Source organism: Rhizobium glycinendophyticum (assembly GCF_006443685.1).
In the GTDB taxonomy this organism is placed as follows: Bacteria; Pseudomonadota; Alphaproteobacteria; order Rhizobiales; family Rhizobiaceae; genus Allorhizobium; species Allorhizobium glycinendophyticum.
In genome coordinates, this window is record NZ_VFYP01000001.1 from 2,630,085 (window position 1) to 2,642,241 (window position 12,157).

12 protein-coding genes are annotated in these 12,157 nt (G+C 60.3%); 4 read left to right on the forward strand and 8 right to left on the reverse strand.

What is annotated here, in order from left to right:
• Position 1 precedes the first annotated feature (1 nt).
• The 5 genes from leuA to FJQ55_RS12885 form a co-directional block, all read right to left on the reverse strand.
• Positions 2 to 1,717: a 2-isopropylmalate synthase gene (leuA, locus tag FJQ55_RS12865; protein WP_140828404.1), complete on the reverse strand. Its 1,716-nt coding sequence runs from the start codon at positions 1,715 to 1,717 to the stop codon at positions 2 to 4.
• A gap of 327 nt (positions 1,718 to 2,044) precedes the next feature.
• Positions 2,045 to 2,293 (reverse strand): type II toxin-antitoxin system BrnA family antitoxin, encoded by a 249-nt coding sequence (gene brnA, locus FJQ55_RS12870; RefSeq protein ID WP_140828406.1) that lies wholly within the window; start codon positions 2,291 to 2,293, stop codon positions 2,045 to 2,047.
• The gene (locus tag FJQ55_RS12875; RefSeq protein ID WP_140828408.1) at positions 2,274 to 2,543 is read right to left on the reverse strand and encodes a BrnT family toxin; all 270 of its coding nucleotides are present in this window, start codon (positions 2,541 to 2,543) and stop codon (positions 2,274 to 2,276) included. The genes brnA and FJQ55_RS12875 overlap by 20 nt, the downstream gene beginning before the upstream one ends.
• Before the next feature lie 51 nt (positions 2,544 to 2,594).
• Positions 2,595 to 2,819 (reverse strand): hypothetical protein, encoded by a 225-nt coding sequence (locus tag FJQ55_RS12880; RefSeq protein ID WP_140828410.1) that lies wholly within the window; start codon positions 2,817 to 2,819, stop codon positions 2,595 to 2,597.
• The gene (locus FJQ55_RS12885; protein WP_140828412.1) at positions 2,816 to 3,997 is read right to left on the reverse strand and encodes a benzoate/H(+) symporter BenE family transporter; all 1,182 of its coding nucleotides are present in this window, start codon (positions 3,995 to 3,997) and stop codon (positions 2,816 to 2,818) included. The genes FJQ55_RS12880 and FJQ55_RS12885 overlap by 4 nt, the downstream gene beginning before the upstream one ends.
• A gap of 332 nt (positions 3,998 to 4,329) precedes the next feature.
• On the opposite strand from FJQ55_RS12885, the gene FJQ55_RS12890 reads away from it, so the two are divergent.
• Together FJQ55_RS12890 and FJQ55_RS12895 are read left to right on the forward strand one after the other, a co-directional pair.
• Complete coding sequence (locus tag FJQ55_RS12890; RefSeq protein WP_140828415.1) at positions 4,330 to 5,427, forward strand: carboxynorspermidine decarboxylase; 1,098 nt, start codon at positions 4,330 to 4,332, stop codon at positions 5,425 to 5,427.
• A 50-nt stretch (positions 5,428 to 5,477) separates the two neighbouring features.
• Entirely contained in the window at positions 5,478 to 6,716 is a 1,239-nt protein-coding gene (locus FJQ55_RS12895) for a saccharopine dehydrogenase family protein (RefSeq protein WP_140828417.1), read from the forward strand.
• A 213-nt stretch (positions 6,717 to 6,929) separates the two neighbouring features.
• Here FJQ55_RS12895 and FJQ55_RS12900 read toward each other — a convergent pair whose 3' ends face one another.
• From FJQ55_RS12900 to FJQ55_RS12910, 3 genes are all read right to left on the reverse strand, one after another.
• Positions 6,930 to 8,312, reverse strand: a complete 1,383-nt coding sequence (locus FJQ55_RS12900) for an AlbA family DNA-binding domain-containing protein (protein ID WP_140828419.1) — start codon at positions 8,310 to 8,312, stop codon at positions 6,930 to 6,932.
• A 173-nt stretch (positions 8,313 to 8,485) separates the two neighbouring features.
• Entirely contained in the window at positions 8,486 to 8,935 is a 450-nt protein-coding gene (locus FJQ55_RS12905; protein ID WP_140828422.1) for a type II toxin-antitoxin system VapC family toxin, read from the reverse strand.
• On the reverse strand, positions 8,932 to 9,198 hold the full coding sequence (locus tag FJQ55_RS12910) for a type II toxin-antitoxin system Phd/YefM family antitoxin (protein ID WP_140828424.1): 267 nt from the start codon (positions 9,196 to 9,198) through the stop codon (positions 8,932 to 8,934). Before FJQ55_RS12910 ends, FJQ55_RS12905 begins: the two co-directional genes overlap by 4 nt.
• A 210-nt stretch (positions 9,199 to 9,408) precedes the next feature.
• Between FJQ55_RS12910 and FJQ55_RS12915 the strand changes: the two genes are divergently transcribed.
• Positions 9,409 to 11,511 carry a bifunctional diguanylate cyclase/phosphodiesterase gene (locus FJQ55_RS12915; protein WP_140828426.1) on the forward strand — a complete coding sequence of 701 codons (2,103 nt, stop codon included), beginning with the start codon at positions 9,409 to 9,411 and terminating at the stop codon, positions 11,509 to 11,511.
• Between the two features lie 111 nt (positions 11,512 to 11,622).
• Entirely contained in the window at positions 11,623 to 12,126 is a 504-nt protein-coding gene (locus tag FJQ55_RS12920) for a hypothetical protein (RefSeq protein WP_140828428.1), read from the forward strand.
• Positions 12,127 to 12,157 lie beyond the last annotated feature (31 nt).

Consider the following 12,157-nt stretch of genomic DNA (forward strand, 5'->3'; position numbering starts at 1 on the left):
TTTAGGCCTTGGCCTGGGTTTCGAGCACCCGGTTGGCCGCCGAGACGATGGCTTCCAGCGAGGCCGTCACGATATTGGTGTTGATGCCGGCGCCGAACAGCTTGCCGCCCGCATGTGCCATCTCGACATAGGCAATCGCAGCCGCATTGGACCCGTGCTGCAGCGAATGCTCGGAATAATCCTGCACCGAGAGATCGATGCCGAGATAGGTCGACAGCGCGTTGACGAAGCCGTCGATCGGACCCGTTCCCTTGCCCTCGATCCGCTTCGTCTCACCCTTGTCGGTGATCTCGGCAGCCACGATCCGGATACCCTTCTGGTCGGAGCCCGCCGGATAGGTGTGATGGTCGACGAACTTGATCCGCGCCTTAGGCTGCTCGACATAACGCTCGATGAAACGCTCGTAGATCTTCTTCGACGGCAGTTCCCTGCCTTCCTCGTCGGTGATCCGCTGAATGTCCTCGCGGAACTCCACCTGCAGGTTGCGCGGCAGGTTGATGCCATAGTCCTCTTGCAGGATATAGGCGATCCCGCCCTTGCCCGACTGCGAGTTGATCCGGATGATTGCCTCATAGGTGCGGCCCACATCCTGCGGATCGATCGGCAGGTAAGGCACTTCCCACAGCGGCGAATTCGCCTGGCGGATCGCCTTCATCCCCTTGTTGATCGCATCCTGGTGCGAGCCGGAAAACGCCGTGTAGACCAGCTCACCGACATAAGGATGGCGCTCGGGAATGACCATCTCGTTGGAATATTCGTAGACCGCCTTGATCCGCTCGATATCGGTGCAATCCAGTTTCGGATCCAGACCCTGCGTATACATGTTCAGCGCCAGCGTCACGACGTCGACATTGCCGGTGCGCTCGCCATTGCCGAACAGCGTCCCCTCGACGCGGTCGGCACCGGCCATCAGGCCCAGTTCCGTTGCGGCAATGCCCGTGCCCCGGTCGTTGTGCGGATGCAGAGAGATGATGACGTTCTCACGGCTGTCGATGTTGCGGCACATCCACTCGATCTGGTCGGCATAGATGTTCGGCGTCGCCATTTCGACGGTCGAGGGCAGGTTGAGGATCAGCTTGTTATCAGCCGTCGGCTTTACCTCGGCAATGACGGCGTTGCAGATCTCCAGCGCCACGTCCAGCTCCGTGCCGGTGAAGCTCTCCGGCGAGTATTCGAAGCGATAACCGCCACCGGCCTTGGCCGACATGTCCATGATCATCTTCGCTGCGTCGACAGCGATATGCTTGATGCCAGCGACATCCTTGCCGAACACCACGCGGCGCTGCAGTTCGGATGTGGAATTGTAGAAATGGATAATCGGCTGATGGGCTCCTTCCAGCGCCTCGAAGGTCCGCGTGATCAGCTCCGGCCGGCACTGCACCAGCACCTGCAACGAAACATCGGCGGGAACGCCGCCCTCTTCCACACACCAGCGGGCAAAGTCGAAATCGGTCTGCGACGCGGACGGGAAGCCGATCTCGATTTCCTTGAAGCCCATGTCGAGCAAGAGCTGGAACATCCGGGCCTTGCGGTCATGGCCCATCGGGTTGACCAGCGACTGGTTGCCGTCGCGCAGGTCGACGGAACACCAGATCGGCGCCTTGTCGATCACCTTCGATGGCCAGGTGCGATCGGCAATATCGATCTGCGGATAGGGGCGGTACTTCTGCGAAGCGTCCGGCATGCCCTGCTTGACGGTATGGGTCTTCAAAATCATCGTCTTCGTCTCTTCTCGTCCTCGTCGGCGTGCGCTGCTGATAGCAAATCAGCCTGGCTTTGACACGTCCGAACGAACCCTGTTCAGGGAATTACTGATCTGGATTAGGGAGTTTTCGAGGAGCAATCGCCAAACGGCTGACCCGGCCGCCGGGCGCTCCTCAACGGACCCGGCAACCGCGGATAAGGCCGAGAAGAAGAAGCGAGTTTGGCACCGACGCGACGAAGCCGGCCGCAAAGCGGGCCGTCATCTCAGTCGCAGCAATGGTCGTGCCGTTGGTCGTCATGAGAGGAGGAATAACGCGAAGGAATGAATCGCGCAAGGGTGTTATTCAGCGGCGGATGGCCTCGCAGCATCCAGTTTCTCGCGGAGCCAATCTTCAAGTAGGGAATCCACGGATACACCGAGTTCCTTCGCCTGACGCTCAAGCCTGAGCTTCGTCCCGCGCATAATGGTGACGGTTAATGCAACAGGCTCGAGATTGGGGCGCGTCGCCTTGCTCCAGTCGACGTATTCGCTGATATCCTCACCATCATCGAACTTGCGGTCGAACTCTTCAGCGCTGATTGTCTTCATAGCGACGCTTCTCCTGAATTCGCGCCCGGCGGACGGAGATGATCCGAACGCGCTCGTTTCGTAGAACATAGACACCTGTCCATAAAATACCGGCGATCCGACCTACACGGATCCGCCGTGCTTCCGCCGGATGTCCAGCATCCACATCCACCGCGAAGAAATCATACCACAACTCCTGCGCAGCCACGAAATCGATTCCGTGCTTCCCCTTGTTCGCCTCACTTTTCGCCGGATCGAATTCGAACTCCATGGTACAACGTAGCGCAACCATGGCGATTGCGCCAGACGAAGCACACGCCGATCAGCGCCGCCCGAACTGAGCGATGAGAGCAGCGGCGGCAAAGCCGAGCGCGATAACGCCCCAGACCATTCCGCCATCGGTAACGTTGCTGCCGTCAGCCGTCAGACAGCTCGATTGCGAGGCCGCGATGCAGTCCCGCCAGATCCAGTAGCGCATGTAGAAGACATAGCCGAAGAACCCGGCAGTGAGGGCAAAGAGTACGGCCCGGATGCGTGGCCGCTTCATGCCCTGACCTTGGCAAGCTTGACCAGCCCCAGCATCGCCACCCCGGCAATCAGCCCCCAGAAAGCCCCTGAGATCCCCAGGATCGAAATCCCCGACGCCGTCACGAGGAACGTTACAGCCGCCGCCTCCCGCGTCTCCGGCACCTGAAACGCCGCAACCGAGGACCCCGAAAACGCCCCGATCAGTGCCAGGCCCGCGACGGACTGGATGAGGATAGGCGGCGCCAGCGAGACGAAACCGGTGACGGCACCGGCCGCAAGCCCCAGGAGCACATAGCCGATCCCGGCAATGATCGCCGCCCAATAGCGCCGCTTCGGATCGGCATGCGCATCCTCCCCCGCACACATCGCCGCCGTGATCGCCGCGAGGTTCACCGCATGGCCGCCGAACGGTGCGGAGAGCGCCGAGAATACACCGGTCACCGCAAACATCGGCCCCGGCTGCGGCTCGTATTTGTTGACCTTCAGGATCGCGATCCCCGGAATATTCTGCGATGCCATGGTGACGATGAACAGCGGCAGCGCGATCGACACCAGCGTCGGCAGCGTGAATTCGGGCGTGACGAACTCCACCGGCGGTGCAAGCGACGCCGCCCAGCTCGCCATCGCGCCCTCGGGCAGATCGACCCCGAAGACGATCACGACCACAAAGGTCAAAAGCGCCGCCGGCACCGCATAGAGCCGCTTGAAGGCCGCGACCACGGCCCAGACCACGAGAATGGGCAGCCCGAGCAGCGGATCGAAGGCCACGGCCTTGAACGGCGCAAAGCAGAGATTGAGGATCACCCCCGCCAGCATCGCATTGGCAATCGGCGCCGGAATTGCCGCCACCGCCCGCCCGAACGGCCGGATGAGGCCGGCGAGCACGATCAGCGCCGCGCAGACGAGAAACGCCCCGACCGCAGCCGGAAACCCACCGACGGGAATGCCAGCCGTCGCCATCAGCGCCGCCCCGGGCGTCGACCAAGCGACCGAGACCGGCAGCCTCGTCCAGACACTCAAGACGATCCCGCAAATCCCCATGGCGACCGACAGCGCCATCAGCCCGGACGCCGCCTCGTAATCCGTGGCGCCGACGCCCTTCAGCCCCTGCAGCACGACGGCAAAGGAACTGGCGAAACCGACAAAGGCGACGAGCACGCCCATGAAGGCGGCCTGGGGAGAAAAGTCTTTCAGCATGATGGGGCTCTGACTGGGGAAGCATGGATGATGGCGCAGAGCTTCCGCGTCCCACACCCGAAATGCAAGCCATATGAGGCCAGCTGCGGTACGCCGGGGGCCGGCCCGCCCTGGTTGCGCCGCCTGTCGCGCCATCGGCGCCGGAGCCTTCGACCGCTACGGATCCCTGTCATGCAGGTTTCACCATGTTCGGGCATCTCCTCGGCAGAACGCTGAAAAGCCCGACCTTCCGCTTGCCTTTTACCCCCCTTTTGCCTAAGGGACCCCCCGACGCATTCGGGGCGTCCCGTTCACTTCCGCCAGACATGGCTGGGTTCACGAAGGATAGAGCCTTGATCCAGACTCCCTATTACCTGATCGACAAGTCGAAGCTCCTGCAGAACATGGAGAAGATCGCGACCTTGCGCGAACTCTCCGGCGCGAAGGCGCTTCTGGCGCTCAAGTGTTTCGCCACCTGGTCGGTATTCGATTTCATGCGCGACTATATGGACGGCACGACCTCCTCCTCGCTCAACGAAGTCCGCCTCGGCCATGAGCGTTTCGGCAAGGAAACCCATGCCTATTCCGTGGCTTACGCCGATTACGAGATAGACGAAGTCGTCTCCCATGCCGACAAGATCATCTTCAACTCGATCGGCCAGCTGACCCGCTTCGAAAAGCAGTCGTCCGGCAGCATCCGCGGCCTGCGCCTGAACCCCGGCGTCTCCTCCTCGAGCTTCGATCTGGCCGACCCCGCCCGCCCCTTCTCGCGGCTGGGCGAATGGGACCTGAAAAAGGTCGAGCCGGTCATGGACATGATTTCCGGCTTCATGATCCACAACAACTGCGAAAACGGCGATTTCGACCTCTTCGACCGTATGCTGGGCGAGATCGAGCAGAAGTTCGGCCCTTTGTTGAAGAAGGCCGACTGGGTCTCGCTCGGCGGCGGCATCCATTTCACCGGCGAAAACTATCCGCTGGAAAAATTCGCCGAGCGCCTCAAGCGCTTCTCCGGCGAGTTCGGCGTCCAGGTCTATCTGGAGCCCGGCGAAGCCTCGATCACCAAGTCGACCACGCTCGAAGTCACCGTGCTCGACAAGCTTTACAACGGCAAGGATCTTGTCGTGGTGGATTCCTCCATCGAAGCGCATCTCCTCGATCTCCTGATCTACCGGGAAAGCGCGAAGGTCCACCCCAACCAGGGACCGCACCGGTACCAGGTCTGCGGCAAGTCCTGCCTCGCGGGCGATATCTTCGGCGAGTTCAATTTCGAACAGGAATTGAACATCGGCGATCGCATCTCGCTGCAGGACACCGCCGGCTACACGATGGTCAAGAAAAACTGGTTTAACGGCGTGCAAATGCCGGCAATCGCCATCCGCGAACTGGATGGCAGCCTCAGGACGGTCCGTGAGTTCGACTACACGGACTACGAAACAAGCCTGTCCTGAACTCCCTCAGGAACGGGTTCTGACGATTGGACATAGGAGTTGGTCCCCCAATGAAAAAGAACGTGCTCATCATCGGCGCCGGCGGCGTCGCCCAGGTGGTCGCCCACAAATGCGCGCAGAACAACGACGTGCTCGGCGACATCCATATCGCTTCGCGCACCAAGGCAAAGTGCGACGCCATCATCGCTTCCGTGCACGAGAAGAAGGCGATGAAGCAGCCGGGCGTTCTCGAAGCCCATGCGCTCGATGCGCTGGACATCGAAGCCACCAAGGCGCTCATCAAGAAGCTCGGCACCGAGATCGTCATCAATGTTGGCACCGCCTTCCTCAACATGTCGGTGCTGCGCGCCTGCATGGACACCGGCGTCGCCTATATCGACACCGCGATCCATGAAGAGCCGAACAAGATCTGCGAAACCCCGCCGTGGTACGGAAACTACGAGTGGAAGCGTGCCGCCGAATGCGAGGAAAAGGGCATCACCGCCATCCTCGGCGCCGGCTTCGATCCGGGCGTCGTCAACGCCTATGCGCGTCTCGCCAAGGACGAATATCTCGACAAGGTGACCGACGTCGACATCGTCGACATCAATGCCGGCAGCCACGGCAAATACTTCGCCACCAATTTCGACCCGGAAATCAACTTCCGTGAGTTCACCGGCGTTGTCTATTCCTGGCAGGGTGGCGAATGGAAGGTCAACAAGATGTTCGAGATCGGCAAGGACTACGACCTGCCGGTCGTCGGCACCCGCCGCGCCTATCTCTGCGGCCATGACGAAGTGCATTCGCTGGCCAAGAACATGGACGGCGCCGACGTGCGCTTCTGGATGGGCTTTGGCGATCACTACATCAACGTCTTCACCGTGCTGAAGTCGATCGGCCTTCTGTCCGAACAGCCGGTCAAGCTTGCCGACGGTTCCGAAGTGGTCCCGCTCAAGGTCGTCAAGGCCTGCCTGCCCGACCCTGCCTCGCTTGCCCCCAACTACGAAGGCAAGACCTGCATCGGCGACTACGTGAAGGGCTTCAAGGACGGCAAGGAAAAGACTGTCTTCCTCTACAACGTCGCCGACCACAAGGAAGCCTATAACGAAGTGGGCAGCCAGGGCATCTCCTACACGGCGGGCGTCCCCCCGGTCGCAGCCGCCATGCTGGTCGCAACCGGCGAATGGGACGTGAAGAAGATGGCGAACGTCGAAGAACTGCCGCCCAAGCCCTTCATCAACCTCCTGAACAAGATCGGCCTGCCGACCCGCATTCAGGACGAGAACGGCGACCGGGCCGTGGAGTTCTAAGAGCGGGGGTAGCCGCTTGAGGATTGAGGTAATGCGGACCCCGCCGGAGAAATTCGGCGGGGTTCTTCGTTGGAGCAAAAGCCTCCACGGTCGTCATCCTCGGGCGCAGTCCCGAGGATCTACTGCCGCCAGCGGCAGGGGGCGAGGTCGAGAGTGTAAAACTCATATGCACGTTAGCTTGCAACAGTATCAGCAAACTTGATTTTGACGCCCCTATAAATTTCGCTTGAGTAAGCGTTCAAGCTGCTGCTCTATCGCTTTCGTCGGATACTGCCAGCCATCCCAAAGCTCAAACAAATCTCTGGTGACCACTTGGGCGTAGGAGACAAGAGCCTCAGGTGGAGTATCAGCAGCCATCTCAATGTATCCTTCCGCCTCGTTACCCATAGCTGTACCGCGAGGTGAGAAGTAGCGGTTGCGATCCGCCCATGAATCTAATTCCCTAGGCTGTAAATTTGACCATCGGAATGCGAACGCCAATGTGGTTTCCTGACTGGGTGCAAGCGCTTTGCAGAATGCCAAGCCAACAGCGAGCGTCTCAAGAACACGATACATCATCAAGCCAGGATCCAGATACTTTCCGGGCTCGATCTTGTCGCTTAAATCATCCTGAAGAACTCGCCAAAGAAAGAACTCTCCGGACCGGTCAAATCGATAGAAGTCCGCATGCCGGCTCCAGCTATCACCGGTATCGATAATTGCCGCCTGCCAGACCTTATCCACCAGTGTCGGCCGATCATTTTTGTTCGTAAAACCGCTTGAATCGAGCCAGACTGGCCACCCGGTATATTGAGGGTTCGCTGATCCAATTGTTCGGAGGAAATCTCTCGCAGAAATGTTATCAGGCAGAGGCGGGTCAAATTTCAGCAACACACTCCACCAGCCGTTTTTGGCTTGAAGGATGCCCGCACCCCTGGCGGCCAAGCCTTCCTTCATGCGCTCTATGTGCTGCTCGATGGCCTTGAGTGTCCTTTCGCGAAGCGCCGGACTTGATTTCTCAGTTAGAAGCGCCGTGAACGACGCGGTGCCGTCTACACCAATATGGCGCCGCAAGAATCGGCCTATATCTGCCTCTCTGTTCTCAAAGCAGATATCGACAATATCAGCCCAATCGGAATACCGGGCTGGAGACGAACTCGGCACCCCGCTTGCGTTAAGAGTTCGAAAATAGACTGCGTGTTGTCTTATCAGCGTTTTTCCTTCATGTGAAAGCTCCTTGGATGCTGCAACGGGCGAGCGTACCCCACTTCCTACGGCGATCACTGGGAACTCCTGATTGTCGCGTGTGCCAAAGCCGACAGCAACCTCAAACGGCACTGATGCGTACTTCGAGACAATTTGCTGCACTAGATCGAGGTGGAACGCAGTCCTGACATCGTGAGGCTTACCTTGATCCACAGGCTCAAGAGTTTCATCGTCCAGCCCAATGACTAGATATCCGCCGTCACGATTACGAAGGGCCATGCACGCGATCGCTATCTTCGCAATTCCAGCAGGTTGTGTAGGATCGATCCAACGCTTTATCTCTACATTCAGACCTTCTGAAGGGGCATTCACTAGGCGGTCTGCGACCTCCTGGCTTATGTTAACCGTCATTACCTTTACCCCCGCCGAGCTCTGAACAGTTAAACGATAACGCAGCAATTGCGCAGCCTAAGCGCGAGAATTCCTATTGCCTAAGCGCAAATCGAGCAATGTGAAGTAGCTACTCATAGAGATGTACACAGTCATAGAATTTCAGCAGAGAGGCCTGTTCAATCTTAGAACAGCTATGGCTTGCCATGCTCACCCACCCCCATCAGCCCAATCCCAAACGCCCGAAAATGCCGCAGATTCCGCGTCACCACGGTCAACCCGTGAAACGCCGCAGTCCCGGCAATCATCGCATCCGAAGCACCCGGGTTGGCACCCTCTGCGATGGACTTCGCTTCGAGCGCACCCGATACCCGCGCCACCTCGGCATCCACGGGCAGAATGAAACTCCCGAGCCGTATCACCAGCGGCCGCACCCAGGCCTCCAGCGCCCGCGCCCTCTGAACGTGGCCCTTCGCCTCCAGCCGTCGGATACCCTTCTCAATCTCGTGGATCGACACTGCCGACAGGTAGATCTGCCCCGCCCGATCCTGCGCCTCCACCCAGGCCTCAAACCTCTCGGGCACATCAGGTCGCCCCGGTGAAAGCAGCGACAGCACATCCGTATCGAGGAGATAGCCGCTCATACCTCGATCTCGCGCGACGGCTGACGGTTCCGCGCAAAGACTTCGTCATCGAGATCCACATCGGCGGGAAACAGTTTGAGATGTGCCACAAGGCTGGGCCGGTCCTTGGCGAGCGCCCGCCTGGCTGCCTCCGCCGCCTCGACGCTGACCAGCACCGCAGCCGGCTTGCCATGTCTGGTGATGGTGACGAATTCGCCGGAGGCTGCGTCATCGACCAGCCCCGAGAGCCCGGCCTTGGCTTCCTTCAAACCGATGCTGGACATCGCGACACCTCATAAAGTGACCACCAGAGACCACAATATACGTCTGAAACACCCTAATCCACAACGACCACCCCAAATCCCACACCCCGACCAACACCATTCCGAAAGCATTTCCTGTTAAAGTATGCTCTGCAGCGCATTTTGCGGACATAATGTCTCCTGCCGTCCGAAAAGGACATTCAATGGCTCCCGAATGGTCTGGTTGCATCCATGGCAAATGATATTTCGCCGCCCCGTCAGGCGCGCCAGGTCGTAATGGCGGCGATCAGCGTGCTGGCAATTCTGGCCGCAATCGCGGCGCTGTCGGCCAATGTCGTCATCACCATGCGCGATGCCGCCAACAGCATTGATGAAAACCGCTCGCTCGATGCCGTCGCCTCCGCCGTCTCGTCGATCAAGAAGCGCATGTCCGTCACGGTGCGGGACAACGCGATCTGGGACGATGCCTATGCGGCGGTCGGCTCTGCGGAAACGCAGGCCTGGATCGATGATAACTGGGGCACGACCAGCGAGGATTATCCGCTTTACGATGGGGTCGTGGTCCTCGATCCCAAGGGCCGGCAGGTCTCGGCCTATCTGAAGGGCAAGGCCTTCGATGCCCTCAAGGCATTCGGCCCGAATTTCGCCGATCAGGCGAGCGACGCCTCCAGCCATCCCTCGACCAATGCTCATGTCGGCTTTTTTGCTTTGTCCGGCGAGATCACCATGGCCTCGACGCTGGCAATCCAGCCCTATTATGGCAAGCCGCCAACCCCGCTCTACACCCTCACCTTCTTCAAGACGCTGACGCCGGATTATATCGGCACCATCGCGGATGATTTTCAGGTGAAGGGTCTGACACTCGGAAAGGATCGGCTGGCAGGCCAGCTCGATTTTGCGCTCCTCGCCACGGATGGCGCGGAACTGGGCCATCTCAACTGGCCGAAACTCGAGCCGGGCACGGCGGTCTATAGCCGCGTCTTTCCGCAGCTCGTCATCCTCGCCATTCTCTTTGCCATCTTCGTGATGCTGGTGATCTTTCACTCACGCCTGGAATTGCGCCGGGAAAGCGCGCGCGCCGCGAAAGCAACCCGCGAGGCGACCCACGACCAACTGACGGGCCTGCTCAACCGCGCCGGCTTCATCCACGCGATCACGCACGCGCCGGCAGGCAGCATCGTGCACCTGATCGATCTCGATGGCTTCAAGGCCGTCAACGATGCCTGGGGCCATGCCGTCGGCGATCAACTCATTCGCCTGGTCGGCCAGACGCTCGGCGCCGTGCACGAACGGGTCTTTGCCATTGCCCGCATGGGCGGCGACGAATTCGCGCTCATCCATCCGGACGAGGTCGATGCCGAGGCCGTTGGAAGCCGCATTGTCCATCTGCTGAAGCAGCCCTTCGCGATTGAAGGCCGCACGGTCGAGGTGGGCGCCAGTGTCGGCTTCACCGCTCTCACGGCAGACCAGCCGGCGCTGGAAGTCGTGCGCCGCGCCGATGTGGCCCTCTATCATGCCAAAGAAAGCGGCCGTGGCCAGACCTCAGCCTATTGCCTCGAACTCGATCTCGAACGGGAAAACATGGCGGATGCGGAGCGGCGCCTGAAGGCCGCCATCGGCAATGACGAGATCGGCGTCGTCTTCCAGCCGCTGACCGCGGCTGCCTCGGGCAAGATCATCGGCGTCGAGGCTCTCGCCCGCTGGAGCCCGCCGACCGGCCCCGTGAGCCCCGAGGTGTTCATTCCGCTCGCCGAACGCTCGGGCCTCATCGATCAGTTGTCGCACAAGGTCTTTCAGACGGCGCTACAGGCGGTGCGCGACTGGCCGGAGCTCGATCTTTCGCTCAACGTCTCGCCCTTGCAGCTCTGCAACCCCAATTTCGCCGACGAGATCAAGCATCTCCTGACGAGCCAGAACTTCGATCCCCACCGCCTCATCCTCGAGGTCACCGAAGGCGTGTTCATTTCGAAGCCCGACAGGGCACAGCGCTCGATCACCGCGCTGCATGCGATCGGCGTGCGCTTCGCCATGGACGATTTCGGCACCGGCCATGCCAGCATCGGCACGCTCCGACAGTTCGGCTTCGACAAGGTCAAGATCGACCGCTCGCTGATCTCGGGCGGCAATGACGCCATCCTCCGGGCCACCATCCAGCTTGCCGCAGCCCTGGACATTCCTGTCACCGCCGAAGGTATCGAGACAGATGAGCAGGCCCATTTCGCCCGCGATGCCGGTTGCGAACTGCTGCAGGGTTATCTGATCGGCAAACCCATGTCGCTTGCCATGTTGAAGGAACGGCTGGAGCCACCGCCTCCCGCAGTGAAACGCGCCTGATCCATGGCCGGGCTCCCCCTTCTTGAACCCGACCATCGGCCATAGGCACATGTCACTCGCCATGCTAGGAGGCGCCCACCCACGCCGCTTACGCACAGCCAAGAGACCTCTATGACCCCGGCCCTGCAGAACGACCTGACCACCGAACTTCGCGACCTCCTCACGGAGCTGCATCAGGCGCCGGAGCGCTTCCAGACCTGGGACGCGCATCTGGAGCTGATCGCAGCCGGAGGGCTGGTGGTGCTTCAATCGAAGCGGACGATGGGCCTCGTCGACAGCCTCTTCTGGGGCCGTCCGCCGAAGACCAGCGAAAACAGGAAGCTGCCGGAATCGACCGCCTTCGCTGCCATCGACCGCTTCCTCGGCCTCAGCGCCCATCTGGCACTCTCCAATGCCCTGCCCGAAGGCCTTGTGCTGGATGAAGCCTATCCTCATTGCGCCGTCAAATTCGCCTACCGCAAGAAGGGCGCGCCGAAGGCAAAAACCCTGTCGATGATCTTCATCGGCTTCAACGACCAGGCGGAAGCGCTGGCCTATGCTGACGAGGCAGGCAAAACCCTGCCCCTGGTCACAAGCCGTCCACTGATGGGCGCAAGACTACACGAATGGCGCTGACGTCCGCCGGATACCCGCGCGCACAACCAGG